Annotated in this window: 21 protein-coding genes and 1 pseudogene; 18 read left to right on the top strand and 4 right to left on the bottom strand. The window is 70.0% G+C overall.

Translation table 11 applies throughout. The features are described 5' to 3' along the window. Positions 1-30 precede the first annotated feature (30 nt). The 6 genes from ACRAWB_RS18840 to ACRAWB_RS18815 are packed head-to-tail and all read left to right on the top strand — an operon-like array spanning position 31 to position 5203. The gene (locus ACRAWB_RS18840; RefSeq protein WP_431354743.1) at positions 31-1128 is read left to right on the top strand and encodes a polyprenyl synthetase family protein; all 1098 of its coding nucleotides are present in this window, start codon (positions 31-33) and stop codon (positions 1126-1128) included. After that, positions 1125-2093 (top strand): phytoene/squalene synthase family protein, encoded by a 969-nt coding sequence (locus ACRAWB_RS18835; protein WP_431354742.1) that lies wholly within the window; start codon positions 1125-1127, stop codon positions 2091-2093. Before ACRAWB_RS18840 ends, ACRAWB_RS18835 begins: the two co-directional genes overlap by 4 nt. Continuing rightward, positions 2090-3682: a phytoene desaturase family protein gene (gene crtI, locus ACRAWB_RS18830; protein WP_431354741.1), complete on the top strand. Its 1593-nt coding sequence runs from the start codon at positions 2090-2092 to the stop codon at positions 3680-3682. The genes ACRAWB_RS18835 and crtI overlap by 4 nt, the downstream gene beginning before the upstream one ends. Then, on the top strand, positions 3679-4005 hold the full coding sequence (locus tag ACRAWB_RS18825) for a lycopene cyclase domain-containing protein (RefSeq protein ID WP_431354740.1): 327 nt from the start codon (positions 3679-3681) through the stop codon (positions 4003-4005). Before crtI ends, ACRAWB_RS18825 begins: the two co-directional genes overlap by 4 nt. After that, entirely contained in the window at positions 4002-4325 is a 324-nt protein-coding gene (locus ACRAWB_RS18820; RefSeq protein ID WP_431354739.1) for a lycopene cyclase domain-containing protein, read from the top strand. Before ACRAWB_RS18825 ends, ACRAWB_RS18820 begins: the two co-directional genes overlap by 4 nt. Next, complete coding sequence (locus ACRAWB_RS18815; protein ID WP_431354738.1) at positions 4289-5203, top strand: prenyltransferase; 915 nt, start codon at positions 4289-4291, stop codon at positions 5201-5203. The genes ACRAWB_RS18820 and ACRAWB_RS18815 overlap by 37 nt, the downstream gene beginning before the upstream one ends. Before the next feature lie 16 nt (positions 5204-5219). Here the strand turns inward: ACRAWB_RS18815 and ACRAWB_RS18810 are convergent, their stop codons facing one another. Then, positions 5220-5600 carry a glyoxalase superfamily protein gene (locus ACRAWB_RS18810; RefSeq protein ID WP_431354737.1) on the bottom strand — a complete coding sequence of 127 codons (381 nt, stop codon included), beginning with the start codon at positions 5598-5600 and terminating at the stop codon, positions 5220-5222. 329 nt (positions 5601-5929) lie between these two features. On the opposite strand from ACRAWB_RS18810, the gene ACRAWB_RS18805 reads away from it, so the two are divergent. From ACRAWB_RS18805 to ACRAWB_RS18790, 4 genes are all read left to right on the top strand, one after another. Next, positions 5930-7642 (top strand): hypothetical protein, encoded by a 1713-nt coding sequence (locus tag ACRAWB_RS18805; protein WP_431354736.1) that lies wholly within the window; start codon positions 5930-5932, stop codon positions 7640-7642. Positions 7643-7692: 50 nt separating this feature from the next. Continuing rightward, a complete protein-coding gene (locus tag ACRAWB_RS18800) occupies positions 7693-7998 on the top strand; it encodes a hypothetical protein (RefSeq protein ID WP_431354735.1) in 306 nt (101 codons plus the stop codon). 847 nt (positions 7999-8845) lie between these two features. After that, complete coding sequence (locus ACRAWB_RS18795; RefSeq protein WP_431354734.1) at positions 8846-9793, top strand: J domain-containing protein; 948 nt, start codon at positions 8846-8848, stop codon at positions 9791-9793. A gap of 61 nt (positions 9794-9854) precedes the next feature. Continuing rightward, on the top strand, positions 9855-10244 hold the full coding sequence (locus ACRAWB_RS18790) for a VOC family protein (protein ID WP_431354733.1): 390 nt from the start codon (positions 9855-9857) through the stop codon (positions 10242-10244). Position 10245: 1 nt separating this feature from the next. Here ACRAWB_RS18790 and ACRAWB_RS18785 read toward each other — a convergent pair whose 3' ends face one another. Further along, positions 10246-10545: a hypothetical protein gene (locus tag ACRAWB_RS18785; protein ID WP_431354732.1), complete on the bottom strand. Its 300-nt coding sequence runs from the start codon at positions 10543-10545 to the stop codon at positions 10246-10248. Between the two features lie 96 nt (positions 10546-10641). Here ACRAWB_RS18785 and ACRAWB_RS18780 point away from each other — a divergent pair, with 96 nt between their 5' ends. Then, a complete protein-coding gene (locus ACRAWB_RS18780; protein ID WP_431354731.1) occupies positions 10642-11475 on the top strand; it encodes a DUF1295 domain-containing protein in 834 nt (277 codons plus the stop codon). Here the strand turns inward: ACRAWB_RS18780 and ACRAWB_RS18775 are convergent. After that, the gene (locus ACRAWB_RS18775; protein WP_431354730.1) at positions 11397-11903 is read right to left on the bottom strand and encodes a hypothetical protein; all 507 of its coding nucleotides are present in this window, start codon (positions 11901-11903) and stop codon (positions 11397-11399) included. The two genes, ACRAWB_RS18780 and ACRAWB_RS18775, sit on opposite strands and share 79 nt — an antisense overlap. Positions 11904-11935: 32 nt before the next feature. Between ACRAWB_RS18775 and ACRAWB_RS18770 the strand changes: the two genes are divergently transcribed. The 7 genes from ACRAWB_RS18770 (at position 11936) to ACRAWB_RS18740 (ending at position 16141) form a co-directional block, all read left to right on the top strand. After that, the gene (locus ACRAWB_RS18770) at positions 11936-12403 is read left to right on the top strand and encodes a hypothetical protein (protein ID WP_431354729.1); all 468 of its coding nucleotides are present in this window, start codon (positions 11936-11938) and stop codon (positions 12401-12403) included. Further along, on the top strand, positions 12403-12774 hold the full coding sequence (locus ACRAWB_RS18765; protein ID WP_431354728.1) for an RNA-binding S4 domain-containing protein: 372 nt from the start codon (positions 12403-12405) through the stop codon (positions 12772-12774). Before ACRAWB_RS18770 ends, ACRAWB_RS18765 begins: the two co-directional genes overlap by 1 nt. After that, complete coding sequence (locus tag ACRAWB_RS18760; protein WP_431354727.1) at positions 12774-13607, top strand: DUF72 domain-containing protein; 834 nt, start codon at positions 12774-12776, stop codon at positions 13605-13607. Before ACRAWB_RS18765 ends, ACRAWB_RS18760 begins: the two co-directional genes overlap by 1 nt. Positions 13608-13632: 25 nt before the next feature. Continuing rightward, positions 13633-14265, top strand: a complete 633-nt coding sequence (locus ACRAWB_RS18755) for a CDP-alcohol phosphatidyltransferase family protein (protein WP_431354726.1) — start codon at positions 13633-13635, stop codon at positions 14263-14265. Continuing rightward, positions 14258-14764 carry an FHA domain-containing protein gene (locus ACRAWB_RS18750; protein ID WP_431354725.1) on the top strand — a complete coding sequence of 169 codons (507 nt, stop codon included), beginning with the start codon at positions 14258-14260 and terminating at the stop codon, positions 14762-14764. The genes ACRAWB_RS18755 and ACRAWB_RS18750 overlap by 8 nt, the downstream gene beginning before the upstream one ends. Beyond that, positions 14764-15456: a transcriptional regulator FtsR gene (gene ftsR / locus ACRAWB_RS18745; RefSeq protein WP_363804759.1), complete on the top strand. Its 693-nt coding sequence runs from the start codon at positions 14764-14766 to the stop codon at positions 15454-15456. Before ACRAWB_RS18750 ends, ftsR begins: the two co-directional genes overlap by 1 nt. A gap of 133 nt (positions 15457-15589) precedes the next feature. Next, positions 15590-16141, top strand: coding sequence for a MerR family transcriptional regulator (locus tag ACRAWB_RS18740; RefSeq protein ID WP_431354724.1), 552 nt, complete (start codon positions 15590-15592; stop codon positions 16139-16141). Between the two features lie 103 nt (positions 16142-16244). On the opposite strand, the pseudogene ACRAWB_RS18735 reads toward ACRAWB_RS18740, so the two are convergent. After that, positions 16245-17053, bottom strand: a pseudogene (locus tag ACRAWB_RS18735) (ParA family protein). Positions 17054-17057: the final 4 nt, after the last annotated feature.

The following is a 17057-nucleotide window of genomic DNA, read 5'->3' as shown; positions in this document are numbered from 1 at the left end:
GCTATCCAGGCTAGACAAGGGAGCACCGGTATGACACAGCTGCACCCAGAGACCCAGGCCGCGGAGCTCGAGAGCGTGCTCGAGTCCGACCTCGCGGCGGTCGACGCCCGCCTGGGCCGGTTCTTCGCAGACCGCATCTCGGCGGCCTCCGCCTTCGATCCCTCCTACCGCCGCCTGTGGGAGGGCGCGCGCGACGCGGCCGACGGAGGCAAGCGCATCCGGCCGCGGTTCGTGCTCACCGCGTTCCACGGACTGGGCGGCACCGACCGGGAGGCGGCGCGCACCGCCGCCGTCGCCTACGAGCTCCTGCACACCGCGTTCCTGCTCCACGACGACGTCATCGACGGCGACACCGTCCGCCGCGGCCGGCCCAACGTGGCCGGCGCCTTCGCGGCCGAGGCCGGAGCGCGCGGTGCGGACGCCGCCCGCAGCCGCCACTGGGGTGAGGCGGGAGCGATCCTCGCCGGCGACCTGCTGCTCCACGCGGCGGCATCGGTGCTCGCCCGGGCCGAGACCGACGACTACACCCGCGACCGACTGCTCGACATCCTCGACCACGGCGTGTTCGTCACCGCCGCCGGCGAGCTCGCCGACGTCGCGCTGGCCGAGCACCTGGGCCCCGAGACGCCGACGCTGGAGGACGTGCTCGCGATGACCGAGCACAAGACCGCCGCCTACTCGGTGTCCGGCCCGCTGATGACCGGCGCGCTGCTGGCCGGGGGCGGGGAGGACGTGCTCACCACGCTCGCCGAGTACGGCCGGCTGGTCGGCATCGCCTTCCAGCTGGGCGACGACCTGCTCGGCGTCTTCGGCAGCGAGGACGTCACGGGCAAGAGCATCGTGAGCGACCTCCGCCAGGGCAAGGAGACGTCCCTGATCGCCTACGCCCGGGGCACCGCCCGCTGGGAAGAGCTCGCGCCCTCCCTCGGCCGCGGCGACCTCGCCGTGCACGAGGCCGGCCGGCTCGCCGACGTGCTCGACGAGTGCGGCGCCCGCCGCTTCGTCGAACGGCTGCTCGCCCAGCAGGTGGATGCGGCCGTCGCGCTGCTGGACACCTCGTCCATCCCACCGGCCCTCGCCGGGCCGCTCACCGCCGTCGCCCGCTCCTGCATCGGGAGGATCGCATGACCCGCGCACCGGAGGCCCCGGTCGGCACACCGCCGACGGACCTGCACACCTACACGGACGCGGCCCACGCCGGGGCCGCCACCATCATCCACGCCTACTCGACGTCGTTCGGGATGGCGACCCGGCTGCTCGGGCAGCGCATCCGGCCGCAGGTGGAGGACGTCTACGCGCTGGTTCGCGTCGCCGACGAGATCGTCGACGGCGCCGCCGCCGAGGCCGGGCTCACCGTCGACGAGCAGCGTGAGCTGCTGGACGCCCTGGAGGCCGACACCGAGCGCGCCATGCGCACCGGCTACAGCGCCAACGTCGTGGTGCACTCCTTCGCCGTGACCGCCCGCGCCGCCGGCATCGGCGTCGACCTCACCCGGCCGTTCTTCGCCTCGATGCGCCGCGATCTGAGCCCGGTGGACTTCTCGGCCGAGGAGCTGCGCGACTACGTGTACGGCTCGGCCGAGGTGATCGGCCTGATGTGCCTCAAGGTGTTCCTCGCCGACAGCCCGGTGCCGGATGCGACGCGGCTGCGCCTCGAGGCCGGGGCGCGGAGGCTCGGCGCGGCCTTTCAGAAGATCAACTTCCTCCGCGACCTCGCGGTGGACTGGACCGAGCTCGGGCGCAGCTACTTCCCGGGCATCGACCCGGCGCGCCTGACCGAGCGTCAGAAGCTGGCACTCGTGGTCGACATCGACTGCGACCTCGGGGCCGCGGCCGATGCCATCCCCGACCTGCCGGACAATTGCCGCCGCGCGATCGCCGCCGCGCACGGGCTGTTCGCCGAGCTGAGCGACCGCATCCGGGAGACGCCCGCCGCCGAGCTGCTGACCCGTCGCGTCAGTGTTCCCACGCGCGTCAAGCTGGCCATCCTCGCCCGTGCCACCGTGTCGGCCGCGATGCCGCGCGGGTACTCCGCAGTCCACGCGCCGGCCATCGTCCCGGCCGCGGCCGCCCGAGAAGAGTCCCACCCGTGACCGGGCGCCGCGTCGTCGTCATCGGCGGGGGCATCGCGGGCCTCGCGACGGCCTCGCTGCTCGCCCGCGACGGGTACGCCGTCACGCTGTTGGAGCAGAAGACGACCCTCGGCGGACGCGCGGGCTCGTGGGAGCACGACGGCTTCCGCTTCGACACCGGGCCGTCCTGGTACCTGATGCCCGAGGTGTTCGACCACTTCTTCCGGCTGATGGGTACCTCCACCGCCGAACAGCTCGATCTGGTGACCCTGGACCCCGGCTACCGCGTGTTCTCGGAGGACGGCCGTCCGCCGCTCGACATCCGCGCGGAGGGCGCGGCCAACCGCGCGCTGTTCGAGCAGGTGGAACCGGGCGGCGCCGCCGCTCTCGACCGCTACCTGGAGGGCGCGGCCGACACGTACCGGATGGCCGTCGACCGCTTCCTCTACAGCACCTTCGCCGACCTCCGTCCGCTGTTCGCGCCGGACCTGCTCCGCCGCCTGCCGCGCCTCGCGCGCCTGCTGCTCGAGCCGTTGGACAGGTACGCCGCCGGCTTCGTCGCCGACAACCGGCTGCGCCAGGTGCTCGGCTACCCGGCCGTCTTCCTCGGCACGTCGCCCGGCAAAGCGCCGAGCATGTACCACCTGATGAGCCACCTCGACCTCGACGACGGCGTGCGGTATCCGCTGGGCGGCTTCGCCGAGCTGATCGACCGCGTCGCGGCGCTCGCCGAGGAGGAGGGCGCACGGCTGGTCACCGGCGCGCGCGTCACGGGCATCCGCACCGCCCAGGGGCCGTCACGCGCCCGAGCGGCCGGCGTCACCTACACAGGCGCGGACGGTGCCCTGCACACCGTCGACGCCGACGTGGTCGTGTCGGCCGCCGACCTGCACCACACCGAGACCGCCCTGCTGCCGGAGCCGCTTCGCACGCATCCCGAGAAGGTCTGGGACCGCCGCGACCCGGGCCCAGGGGTCGTGCTGGCCATGCTCGGCGTGCGCGGGCGGCTTCCGCAGCTGACGCACCACAACCTGTTCTTCACCACGGACTGGGAGGCGAACTTCGAGACCATCTACGGTCCCGATCCCGGCATCCCGGACCCGGCCTCGCTGTACGTCTGCAAGCCCAGCGAGACCGACCCCGGTGTCGCCCCGGAAGGGTACGAGAACCTTTTCGTGCTCATCCCGGTCCCCGCCGATGTGTCGCTGGGAGCCGGTGGCCTCGACGGCGAGGGCGACCGCGCGATCGAGCGGGCCGCGGACGCCGCGATCGCGCAGATCGCAGGGTGGGCGGGCATCCCGGACCTGGCCGACCGCATCGTCGTGCGCCGCACCGTGGGTCCCGACGACTTCGCCACCGACCTGAACGCCTGGCGCGGCGGAGCGCTCGGGCCGGCGCACACGCTCCGGCAGAGCGCGTTCTTCCGGCCCGGCAACGCCTCCAAGAAGGTGGACGGCCTGCTCTATGCGGGCTGCTCCACCATCCCGGGCATCGGGCTGCCGATGTGCCTGATCAGCGCCGAGCTGGTGGTCAAGCGCCTGCGCGGCGACGGCGGCGCCGGTCCGCTTCCGGAGCCCCTGCCGGCTCCGCAGGCGGAGCGCGTCCCGTGAGCCTCGCCTATCTGGCGAGCCTGCTGATCGCGCTCGGCGCCATGGTGCTGCTCGACGCCCGGTTCCGGCTGGTGTTCTGGAGGGATGCGCGCCGCGCGACGATCGTGCTCGCGGTGGGGCTGGTGTTCTTCCTTGCGTGGGACGCGTTCGGCATCCTGCTCGGGGTGTTCGCACGCGGCTCGTCGCCGTGGATGACCGGGATCGAGCTCGCGCCCGAGCTGCCGCTGGAGGAGGTCTTCTTCCTCCTCTTCCTCTGCTACCTGACGCTCGTGCTGATCTTCGGCGCGCGGGCCGTGCTCGACCGGCGGCGGGGTGAGGGATGACCTACCTCCTCCTCAGCCTCGTCTTCCTCGCCGTGGCGGCCGCCGTCCTGGTCGTCGCCCTCGCCCTCGCGCCGGACCGCGCGCGGATCGTGCGCCGCTGGTGGGCGCCGCTCCTGATCGCCGCGGTCGTGGTGCTCGCGCTGACCGCCGTGTTCGACAACCTGATGATCGGCGCCGGCCTGATGACCTACACCGACGCGAACATCAGCGGTGCCAGACTGGGCCTCGTGCCCCTCGAGGACTTCACCTACCCGCTCGCCGCCCTGGTGCTGCTGCCGGCGCTGTGGCTGCTGACGCGGCGGCGGGGGAGCACGTCGTGACCGCCGTGGCGCCCGCCGCGCCGCTCCGGCAGCTGGTGCTGGCCTCTCGCCCGCTCAGCTGGATCAACACCGCCTTCCCCTTCGCGGCGGCCTACCTCCTGACGACGGGACGCGTCGACGCGACCTTCGTCATCGGCACGCTCTTCTTCCTCATCCCGTACAACCTCGCGATGTACGGCATCAACGACGTCTTCGACTACGAGTCCGACCTGCGCAACCCGCGCAAGGGTGGCGCGGAGGGCGCGCTGCTCGACCGGTCGGCGCACCGCCGGACCCTCGTCGCCGCGGTCGTCACGACCGTCCCGTTCGTCATCTACCTCGTCATCGTCGGGTCGCCGCTGTCGTGGCTGGTGCTGGCGGTGTCCCTGTTCGCGGTCGTGGCGTACTCGGTGAAGGGGCTGCGGTTCAAGGAGGTGCCGTTCCTCGACTCGGTCACCTCCAGCACCCACTTCACGAGCCCGGCGCTGTACGGGCTGGTGCTCGCCGGGGCGACCTTCACGCCCGGGCTGTGGCTGGTGCTGCTGGCGTTCTTCCTGTGGGGGATCGGCAGCCACGCCTTCGGGGCCGTGCAGGATGTGATGCCCGACCGCGAGGGCGGGATCTCCTCCATCGCGACCGCCATCGGCGCGGCCGCGACCGTCCGCCTCGCCATCGCCGCGTGGGCGCTCGCCGGCGTGGCGATGCTGTTCACCCCGTGGCCGGGGCCGCTCGCGGCCGTGCTCGCCCTGCCCTACATCGCGGCGGCCGCGCCGTTCTGGTCGGTCAGCGACGAGCGGTCCGGGGAGGCGAACCGCGGCTGGCGCCGATTTCTGTGGATCAACTACGCCTGCGGTTTCGTGGTGACGATGCTGCTCATCCTCTGGGCCGCGGTGCGCTGAGTCCTGTCTGCGCTGATCAGTCGCGCTTCGGCAGCTGCTGCAGCGTCCACGCGTTCCCGTCCGGGTCGGCGAAGTCGACGAACCGGCCCCAGGCGAGGTCCTGAACGCCGCGCGCCTCGACGCCGCGCTCGGTGAGGTGGCGCAGCGCCTCATCCGCATCCGGGATCACGATCTGCAGCCCCTTCATCGTGCCCGGCGCCATGTCGGTCAGCCCCTCGCCGAACGCGATGGAGCAGGCGGAGCCGGGAGGCGTGATCTGCACGAACCGCAGGTCATCGGAGACGCGCTGGTCGTGGTCCGCGTGCCAGCCGATGGTGTCGACGTAGAACGCCTTCGCGCGGTCGACGTCCGTCACGGGAAGGATGATGAGCTCGATGCGCCAGTCGGTGATGGCCATGATGGGTGCCTTTCCTGTTCGGTTGTTTCCAGCGTAGAAGTGGATGCGGTCAGGTTCCGGCCGCAATCCGCATTCGGCCGATGTCGGTTTCCCTCGAGAACGCTGGCCGTTTCGGTGTCCTCAATGCTGCGGGCGGACAGACTGTGCGATGCCGCTCCGTGCCTATGAAGGGAAGGCTGCGACGGTGAATGGAGGCTGCCAGCGAACGCCACATTTGGGTTGGGGAGTTGGCTGTCTTCAGCTGTGGCGCGTTACTTTCCAGCCGCGGCTCCTTCGGTCGAGGCCGTGGTAGCAGCGGAAATGAATGTGGTGGGTGTGAAGCGGTGAGGGTGACCGAGTTTTCGGCGGATGCGTGGCAGGCGTCGGCGCCGGGGTTGCGGCAGGGTCTGGCCGAGCGGTTGGACGCTTTGGACAGGCTGACGCAGGGTTTGCAGGCGTTGGCGGGGTCGAGGAATGTCAGCGGGGTGGGTGCGGATGCGATGCGTGCCTACATCCGTGAGGTGCATGTTCCGGTGTTGCAGTGTCTGCTGCTGGGTCTCTCGACGTTCCAGACCGCGGTGGGTGTGTATTGGGTCGGGTACCGGCACGTGGAGGCGCACGGGAACTTCCACCTGGTGCGGGATGAGCATCAGGCGCATCTGACCCAACTGGATGCGGGGATGCAGCAGTTGCGAGGCGTGAGCGCGCAGTTGCGGCAGATCAGCGCGGACGCCTCCCACCTGGTGTCGTTGGGCTCGGCGGGTGCGGGCGCGGCGGACCGGGCCGTGGATGAGGTGCAGCGGATGCATCTGATCGTGAAGACCCAGCTGGAGAGCTGGGAGGCGTATGAGGCGTCGGATCCCGGGTTTCGGCGGGTGCAGGAGCTGATCTCCCGGCTGCGCGGGATCGTGAACCGGGTCGGATCCGCGAACGTGGGCCGGGGCCGGTCGTATGTGCCGGGGAGTTTCCAGGGCGAGTTGGCCCCGTTGGGGGAGCTGACCGCGGAGATGAGCGAGTACTGCCGGGACAACCAGGACCTGGCCGCCCAGGGGTGGCAGGACATGTTCGACCAGTACGCGAAAGATGTGCGGGCGGCCGAGGATGCCCGGAGGGAGCAGGCCGGCTGGGATCTGATCTGGGACGCAGTGCAGATCGCCACCGGCGCCGTGGTGACCGCGATCGGTCTCGGGTTGACCCCGTTCACCGGCGGCGCCTCGCTCTTTCTGACCGGGCTAGGTGCCGCGCTTGTGGTCGGTGGGATCAACAGTGCGATCAACCACACCTCGATCTGGACCACCGGCAACGACCTCGACATCGTCAAGAACGTCAGCGACGCGGTCTCCGCCTGGTATGAGTCCGCGGTTGTGAAACCTGCCGCGGAGTCGGGGATCTGGATCTTCCAGTTTGGGGCCGGTCTGGGCTCCGGGCTGGGCGGGGCACTCAGCGGTGCGGCCGGCATGAACGTGCACGAGATGGGGCAGGGCCTCACCGCCCTGTTCACGGATCAAGCCACGAGGGACGCACTGTGGGGACAGCTGTCCGGAACCGCGGCGAAGGTCACGGCGGGTGACGGGTTCGCCATCGGAGAGCTCGCCTCCTGGCTGGTCCCCGCGGCAACGGTCGGCAAAGCCGGAAAAGTCATCGACCTGTTCGGAAAGGCGAGCCGAGCGGCAGCGCGTCTGACGCGTGAGCAACAGGCTCTCGTCGACCACGTCCTCAAGGCCGGAGAAAAGATCAGCCCCGAAAAGGTTGTGACGATCTTCAAGACACCCGAAGACAGGATCGTGTGGCTCGAAGAAGGAACATCGTCGGCGACTACCAAAAAGCCAGCCGGACTGGCCCACATCATCGAGCGACACGGATCAGAGTTTGCAAAAAGAGGGATCAGCGAAACGGAAATCCCCGATTTCCTCAGCAAGGCGATACAAGAAGGCAGATTCACCGGCCACCAGGGCACAGGAACCAGTCGGTCAATCTACGAAGTCGAATATAAGGGCAGGACAATGAAAGTGGCGATCACCATCGGAAGCAACGGTTTTATTGTTGGGGCGAATCTGAAATGAATGATTTTGTAATATCCCTCCCGGTCGTCGAACCAGATGAGCCTCCGCGGGTGGACCTGCACTACGAATGGGAGCAGTACGCTTTGTGGCTCTCCGGAAGGTACGGCCTCGAAAACCTCGACGGACACGAGATTGGTCTGAGCCCAGAGCTGGTCCATGACCTGCTCGTCTGGGTAGAGAAGGGTGACGCCGACTTCGATGCGGAGTACCCGCCCGACAGCCCCGATACCCCCAACTTTCTTGAAGACGCTTTCGAGCTTGCTAAGCGAGTGCGCGCGGAACTTCCGCCGGAGTGGATTGTCACGACGATCGATCCCGTAACGCGTACCGACATCGTGTTACCGCTGGAGCCCTGACACCGGTGAGCGCTCGCCAAAGCCCGCTGGCTTTGGCGCTGAACTGGTCCAGGACCCGCGTGAATGGTTCGAGGCCTAGTTACCTTGCGCGAACCGAAGAAGGGTTAATCGCGATAGTCAAGGAGGCGCGATGAAAGGTGCGTACGTATTCTCGGACCACTCGCAGCTGTTCGAAGTTTTCGCCGAATTGCTAAGCACCGCCGGCGGCAGCCGCGGGGTTGGAGTCGCCCAACACGTCGACTCGGAGGGTCGCGCGATTACCGTGTTCGCGCACGAGGGCGCTGAGGACCCAGACCTACTGGAACCGCCAACCGGATACAAGGGAACGCGCCCGGAACTACCGTTGCCGCGACTGAATTGCTGCATCGTTGAGTGCCGATGGGAGTCCGTTTTCCTCGAGTGGCTGCGCAGGCTTGCCAAAGCCGTCGGCGGACCGATCTGGATCCTTGACAGCGACGGGACCCTTTGGAACCTGGGTAGCCCAGCCGTGGATTCGATTCGCCTCTAAGTCAAGGCCGAACGCTGCCGCCGACGGGAAGAGGTGAAAGGCTGATCCAGCAGCCCGGGTGGAATCGGGGCACACCGGTGTAGATGACTTTGCTCCTGGGTTCGAGCTATCGCGACGCGTTGGTCAGCTAACACCTCCAGCGCGGACCGTCATCGCTACCGAGCCGGAAAGCGGGCACGAGGTCGAGGTGACGATCAACTCCGATCCACTTTGAGTGACCTCCAGGTTCGTCTTCGATGAGGCGAATTCCGTCCGCAATCCACATTCGGCGATTTCGCGGCACCGCACGCTATCGTCGGAATCCCACCCGCCACCAGATCCGAAAGCGACCAGCGCCCGATGAGCGACTCACCGGCTTCGCCCACCCCGTACGAGGTGCTGGGCGTCCGTCCTGATGTGAGCCACGACGACCTGCGCCGCGCCTACCGCCGGCTGCTCCGCGAGGCCCACCCCGACACCGGAGGCACCGCGGTCGCGTTCCAGGCCGTCCAGCAGGCCTGGGAGCTCATCGGCGACCCCGAGGACCGCGCCCGCTACGACCGCGGCGAGAGCATCACGGTGGATGCCGTGGCCGGAGACTCCGCCGGCGGGGGCTTCAGCGCGACCGTTCACACCACGCACGGCGGCTCCGGCGGGCAGACCGTCCGCGCCCGCAGCTACGGGCATCCCGGCGGCCGCGCGCGCGAGCGCTTCCTCGGGCTCATGCGCGAGTGGATGGGACGCGGCACCGACGACCGCGACCCCTACGACCCGGCGCTCGTCCGCTCCGCCCCGCGCGAGATCCGCCAGCTGCTGGCGGAAGCGCTCGCCGAGGAGGCCACGGCCCGCGCGGTGACCGGTCTCGGCATCGGCTTCACCATCTGGAACGACGTGGCCGTGCATCCCGCGACGGATGCGAAGCTCGACCACATCGTGTTGGGCCCCGCCGGGTTGTTCGCCGTGCGGTCGGCCGACTGGGGCGGCCCGGTCAAGCTCGCGAAGGGCGAGCTCGTCGGCGAGGGCATCGCGCCGGACGAGGAGCCGTTCCACGACCTCTACCACGCGGCGAAGAGCTTCGGCCGCCAGGCGGGCGTGCGCTTCACCGGCCTGATCGTCGTGGTGCCCGACGCCGACTCGGACGTGCCGTTCGACGTCATCCGGCGCGGTCGCCTCGCCGGCTCTATGCTGGTGCGACGCTCCCTCCTGCCACGCGTGCTGCGCGACGGCGCGAATGCCGCCGGCCGCGAGAGCGTCGACCGCGCCTTCGAGCTGCGCACGCGGCTGCAGGAGTCGGTGCGCTTCGTCTGAGGCCGACCCGCGCGGCCGTCCCTCTAGACATCGACGCCGCGACACGAGCACAGTGGACCCCATGGTCACCCCACTCGAGATCTTCAGCGGATTCAGCGTCGACGACATCCCGGCGGCGAAGGCGTTCTACGGCGAAACCCTCGGGCTGAACGTGTCCGACGGCAGCATGGGCAACCTCGATCTCGAGCTGCCCTCCGGCGGGCACGTCTTCATCTATCCGAAGCCGAATCACGAGCCCGCGACGTTCACCATCCTGAACCTGGTGGTCGAGGACATCGACGCCGCCGTCGACGACCTCAACGCGAAGGGCGTGCAGACGGCGATCTACGACGACCCGAACCTGCCGACCGACGACAAGGGCGTGCTGCGCGGGAGGGCCGCAGGCCAGGGCCCCGACATCGCCTGGTTCCGCGACCCCGCGGGCAACGTGCTGTCGGTCCTCCAGGAATGACTCAGCCCAGCGGCTCCTCGTCGCTGTCCAGGTCGGTGACGTCCCACTCAGCGCGCGTCTCGGGCGGCACGTCCTCGGTCGAGCGCGGGATGGTCGCCACCAGCTGGTAGGTGGCCTCGGCGGGCCACGCGCGGTCGTCGGCCAGCTCGAACACGTCGAAGGCGGAGGCTCCGGCGAACTCGGCCGGGATGCGGACGCGGTTCGGCGGGACATCCAGGCGGGACGGCAGGGTCAGCACCCGCGGCGGCTTGCCGTCGCGCAGCAGCATGGCGCGGAAGGTAGCGGGCGTGGATTCGGGCACAGCGCAACGGTAGGCGCGTTCCGGCGCCGGCGCGAGGGCGACACAGTCGATGCACAGCGCGCCCTCGATCGCCCCCCAGCGTCCTAGGATGGCGCCGTGGAGCCGTTCATCGTCTGTCTGTGGATCCTCGGGGTCGCCTGCGCCGCCACCTGGGTGCTCTCGCTGATCACCGGCGAGCACTCCTGGGTCGACCGCATCTGGTCCATCGTGCCGGTCGTCTACGTCTGGGTCTTCGCCGGTGCCGCCGGCCTCGCCGACCCGCGCCTCGACCTCGTGGCGGTGCTGGTCACCCTGTGGGGCGCGCGCCTCACCTTCAACTTCGCCCGCAAGGGCGGCTACGCGCCGGGCGGAGAGGACTACCGGTGGGAGGTGCTGCGCGGCCGGATGGGGAAGGCGGCGTTCGCGCTCTTCAACCTGTTCTTCATCGTGATCTACCAGAACGTCCTGCTGCTCCTCATCACCCTGCCCGCGTGGACGATGTACCAGCACCGGACGCCGCTGACTCCGCTCGACGTCATCCTGGCCGCCCTCTTCGTGGCCCTCCTGATCGGTGAGACGATCGCCGATCAGCAGCAGTGGCGCTTCCACCAGTGGAAGAAGGCAGAGCTCGCCGCCGGCCGCGAGCCGTCGCCGCGGTTCCTGCAGACCGGGCTGTTCAAGTTCTCGCGCCACCCCAACTTCTTCTGCGAGCAGGCGCAGTGGTGGGTCGTGTTCCTCTTCGGCTGCGTGGCCGCGGGGTCCGTGCTGCAGTGGACCGTGATCGGGCCGCTGCTGCTCACCGGCCTGTTCATCGGCTCCACGGTGTTCACCGAGAGCATTTCGCGCTCGCGGTACCCCGAGTACGCCGAGTATCAGGCGCGCACGTCGCCCGTCGTGCCCTGGTTCCCGGGCCGTGGAAAAACTGCGCGCATGTGGTCCGAGTCGAGGTAGTCGGCCACGCCGATCAGGATGAGGCTGAACACGATCTGCTCGGTCACCATCCACAGCGGGTAGAGGCCCGGGATCGCCGCGATGACCAGCGTCACGACGGGGAAGATCTTGGCGAACAGCCGCAGCCGCGAGTAGGCCCAGTAGTAGCCCTTCTGCGCGCGCCAGGCGAAGTAGAACAGGGTGGCCGTCATCCCGAGCACGATCACGCTGCGCATCCAGACGGGGAACGCCACCCGGACGCCGTGGAGCGTGAGCACGACCGCGATCACGACCGCGGCCAGGCCGATGACCAGCTCGGCCGCGAGCAGCCAGCCGATGACGACGAACGCGCGCCGGGTGCGCGGGTCGGTGCGGCCCTCTTCGGGCACCGTGTAGGCGGCGTGACGGCCGCCGGCGATGCGATCCAGCCGCGCGAGCAGAGTTTCCACGCATCCACGGTAACCCGGGCTACGGTGGGGATATGTCGTGCATCCGGTTCAACACCCCCGCCCAGCGTCAGGCCATGCGGAACAGCCGGCCGGCGATGCTCACGCCCGAGGAGGCCGCCGCGCTGCATCCCGCGCCGGAGGTGACCGAGAGCAAGGTCCGGCGGCTGCGGCTGCTCGCGACGGACGCCAACCCCAAGATCCGTGAGGCGGTGGCCAGCAGCTACAACACGCCAGAGGACCTGTTCTGGACTCTGGCGCGCGACGCCGACGAAGGCGTCCGCGGCTGCGTGGCCAAGAACGAGGCGACGCCCTGCGACATCCTGCGCGAGCTGGCCGACGACCGGTCGGAGACCGTGCGGGGCTGGGTGGCCGTCAATTACTTCGTCCCGGCGGACGTGATGGAGAAGCTGGCGAACGACCGCAGCCGCACGGTGCGCAGCCTGGTGAAGTGGAAGGCGTCGCTGGCCGACGAGACGACGCCCGAGCCCGCGGTGGTCTGATGCCCGACCCGTCGAGCGTCCGCGTCGACTCCTGGGCCTGGGCGGTGCGGCTGTACAAGACGCGCTCCGCAGCCTCGGACGCCTGCAAGGCCGGTCACCTCCGGGTGAACGGCGAGCGGGCGAAGCCGGCGCAGCCGGTGAAGGTCGGCGACGAGGTGCGCGCCTGGACGGGCACGGCCGAGCGCATCTACATCGCCAAGCGTCTGATCGTGAAGCGCGTCAGCGCCGCTGTGGCCGCCGAGTGCTTCGAGGACCGCACGCCGCCGCCCCCGCCGCGCACCGAGACGCCCGCGACCGTCACGCGCGAGCGCGGCGCCGGCCGTCCGACCAAGCGGGAGCGCCGCATGCTGGACCAGCTCCGGGGCCGTTGATGGCGCTCGCGCGCATCGGCATCTCGGGCTGGACGTACGCGCCCTGGCGCGGGGTGTTCTACCCGCCGAAGCTGCCGCACCGGCTGGAGCTCGAGTACGCCTCCGACCGGCTCGACTCGATCGAGATCAACGGCAGCTTCTACTCGCTGCAGCGTCCGAGCAGCTACCGGACCTGGGCCGAGAACACGCCGGACGAGTTCGTCTTCAGCGTCAAGGGCGGCCGGTACATCACGCACATCCTGCGCCTGAGGAACGCGCGGGGCGCCGTCGCCAACTTCTTCGCGTCCGGCGTGCTGGCCCTCGGCCCGAAGCTCGGCCCGCTGCTGTGGCAGCTGCCTCCGACCCTCCAGTTCGACGCCGAGCAGGTGGACGCCTTCTTCCGGATGCTGCCGCGCACCACCGCCGAGGCCGCGGTGCTGGCGGGGGAGGCGACCCTCGACGAGGACCGCACCCACACCGCCGTGGACGCCGACCGGCCGCTGCGGCACGCGGTCGAGGTGCGCCACGCCTCCTTCGACGTCCCTGAGTTCACCGCGGTCGCCCGCGAGCACGGGGTCGCGATCGTGCTGGCCGACACCGCGGGGCGCTATCCGGTCATCCGGGAGCTGACGGCGCCGGACTTCGCCTACGTCCGCCTCCACGGCGACGAAGAGCTCTACACCAGCGGCTACGACGACGCGTCCCTCGACCGCTGGGCGGCCGAACTCGGCGGGTGGCTTGCGGGTGGCCGCGACGTCTACGCCTACTTCGACAACGACGTGAAGGTGCGCGCGCCCTACGACGCGATGGGGCTGCGCGACCGGCTCGCCGCCTGGACGCCGCGCCCGCACTGACGGACGCGCTCACTAGACTCGGATCGTGGAGGGTGCACGCGTCGTGGTGAGCTCGCGCGTCTGGACGGTCCCGAACGTGCTGAGCTTCTTCCGGCTCGCCCTCGTGCCCGTCTTCCTGTGGCTGATCGTCATCGGCGAGGACGGCCTGGCCCTGCTCGTCCTGGTCGTCTCGAGCGTCACCGATTTCCTCGACGGCTGGCTCGCGCGGCGCCTCGATCAGGTGTCGCGGCTCGGCCAGCTGCTCGATCCCGCCGCCGACCGGCTCTACATCTTCGCCGCGCTGATCGGGCTGTGCTGGCGCGAGGTCATCCCCTGGTGGTTGTTCCTGGTGATCATCGCGCGGGATGTGATGCTCGCCGTCCTCGGCGTCATCCTCGCGAACCACGGCTACGGTCCGCTCCCCGTCCACCACCTCGGCAAGGTGGCCACTTTCTGCCTGTTCTGGGCGCTTCCGCTGCTCATGCTGGGGGAGGCGTACGCGCCCCTCGCGCCCTTCTCCCTGCCCCTCGGCTGGGCCTTCGCCCTGTGGGGCGCGTTCCTCTACTGGTGGGCCGGAGTGGTCTACATCCGCGAAACCGCCCGCGTGATCCGCCTTCCGGCCGATGACAGGCGCGCGCGATCCGATACGCTGGACGGCAAGGAGGTTGACGGTGCCTGACAACATTGACCCGAACGCTGCGGCCGGCGGAGCCGACGACGACGCCCGGGGCCCCCTGCGCGATCCCGCGGGCAACGAGGACACGACCGCGCGCTTCGGCGAGGAGTTCATCTCGAAGATGTACCCCTCGGGCGAGGTGTCGCCGGAGGAGCAGGAGGCCATCGCCGCCCTGCCGTCCGGCTCGGCGCTGCTCATCGTCCGCCGCGGTCCGAACGCCGGGGCGCGGTTCCTCCTCGACGCCGACGTGACCACCGCGGGCCGCCACCCCAACGCCGACATCTTCCTCGACGACGTGACCGTGTCGCGCCGTCATGCGGAGTTCACGCGCCGCGGCACCTCGTTCGAGGTCCGCGACCTGGGCTCGCTCAACGGCACGTACTACGACGGCGTCCGCATCGAGAGCGCGCTGCTCGCCGACTCGGCCGAGGTCCAGATCGGCAAGTTCCGCCTCACGTTCTACGCGTCGCGCCACGACCTCGCCGCAGCGGCGAACGGCTAGTGGCCCGGCCGGCCCAGCGGGCCGCCGGAGACGCACCGGCCCTGCTCAGCATCGGCCAGGTCCTCGCTCGCCTCAGCCCCGAGTTCCCGGACCTGTCGTCGTCCAAGCTGCGCTTCCTCGAGGAGCGCGGGCTGGTCTCGCCCGCCCGCACGGCCTCCGGGTACCGGAAGTTCTCCACCCTCGACGTCGAGCGGCTGCGTGCGGTGCTCGCCATGCAGCGCGACCACTACCTCCCGCTCAAGGTCATCAAGAAGTACTTCGCCGACCTCGACGCAGGCCTCGACCCGGCGTTCCCCGGCACCGCGCCCGCGGGCTCGATCCTCGGCGGGTCGCGGCGCTACCGGCGTGACGACCTCCTCCGCGAGGCGGGAGCCGACGCCGAGCTCCTGCAGGACGCGGTGAGCGCGTCCCTGATCCCGGCCTCCGACTCCTACGGAGACGAGGCGCTGACGGTGCTCCGCGCCCTGGTCGAGCTGCGCCGAAACGGCATCGAGCCCCGGCATCTGCGCGGTTTCCGGGCGGCGGCGGAGCGCGAGATCGGCCTGATCGAGACAGCCCTGGTGCCGATCGCGCGGCGGAACGACGCGACCGCGAAGGCCCGGACGGCGGAGCTCGCCCGCGAGATCGCGGCGCAGCTCGACGTGGTGCGCGGCAGCATCATCCGCTCGTCCATCGCGCGGCTGCGACCGTGACCGCGGCCGTCCCGACCGACACGCCGACGCAGAAACGACGGATGTCGTTGCCCGGCGACGTCCGCATGGGTACCGTGGATGAAGCGACGCGGTTGCGGCGCGCGATCCACTACCCGGGTGAGAGGCGATCTTCATGAGCGAACTGAGTCGTGACGACGGCGCCTCACGCTACGACCTGGGCCTGCTCTTCACCGACGGCCTGCCCGAGATGGACGACGTGAACGGCTACCGCGGTGCGGTCGCCGCCCGCGCGGCCGGCATCTCCTACCGTCAGCTCGACTACTGGGCCCGGACGGGCCTGGTCGAGCCGACCGTCCGCGGCGCCGCCGGCTCCGGCTCGCAGCGCCTCTACGGTTTCCGCGACATCCTCGTGCTGAAGCTCGTGAAGCGCCTGCTCGACACCGGCATCTCGCTGCAGCAGATTCGCACCGCCGTCAACCAGCTCCGCGAGTCCGGCGTGAACGACCTCGCGCAGACCACACTGATGAGCGACGGCGCGAGCGTGTATCTCTGCACGTCCAACGACGAGGTCATCGACCTCGTCAGCCGTGGCCAGGGCGTCTTCGGCATCGCGGTCGGCAAGGTCCTCCGCGAGGTGGAGACCAGCCTGGTCGAGCTCGACACCCAGGCCGACGCCATGGACGAGCTCGCCGCTCGCCGCGCCGCGCGCACCCGCGCCTCCTGACCGCGCGCCACCCGCAAACTGACTCTCGTCAGTTGCTCGTTGTTGCTGTCGACACGCCGCGCGCAGCGGCATCTACGAGCAACTGACCGGCGGGAGGCAGAGCTCAGGACTGAGCGGTCGCGTACTCGCCGAGGCGCGCGGTGCGGAGCACGCGCTCCAGCAGCAGGTCGAAGTTGTGCGCCATCTCCTGCGCGCTCTCGCCGGGCCACACGTGCAGCGGCTTCGCCGCACCCTGCGCCTGCTGCAGCGAGGTGCGCTCCGGCAGCTGGGGGAGAGCACGAGCGGGCCGAACATGTCGCGCAGCTCCTTGATGCGGAACTGGTGCTCCAGCGACTGGACGCGCGCGCGGTTGACGATGATGCCGAGCGGCTGGAGGCGCGGCGACAGCCCGCGGCGGATCTCCTCGATCGCGCGCAGCGCGCGGTCGGCGGCGGCAACCGAGAACAGGCCCGGCTCGGTCACCACGGCGACGCGGTCGCTCGCGGCCCAGGCCGTGCGGGTCAGCGCGTTGAGCGACGGCGCGCAGTCGATCAGCACCAACTCATAGTCGTGCTCGACGTTGGCCAGCGCCTCCTCGAGCTTCCAGATGTCGCGGATGCTCGGGTGCGGGCCGTCGAAGTTGATGGCGGACGGGCTGCCGATCATGACGTCGATCGTGCCGGAGCGGCCCTTCGTCCAGCCGGACGGCGCGATCGCGGCGCGCACGATCTTCTCCTTGGGGGAGGCGAGCACGTCGGCGACGTTGAGGTGACCGGCGACCTGGATGTCCATGCCGGTGGAGACATCGGACTGCGGGTCGAGGTCGACGACCAGCGTGCGCAGCCCTTTGGCGAACGCCGCGGACGCCAGACCGAGCGTCACAGTGGTCTTCCCGACACCGCCCTTGAGGGAGCTAACGCTGAGTACGTGCACGAGA

Source organism: Leifsonia poae (assembly GCF_050632865.1).
GTDB classification, from domain to species: Bacteria; Actinomycetota; Actinomycetes; order Actinomycetales; family Microbacteriaceae; genus Leifsonia; species Leifsonia poae_B.
The sequence above is the reverse complement of the archived record's forward strand: the minus strand, read 5'-3'. Positions and strand labels throughout refer to the sequence as shown.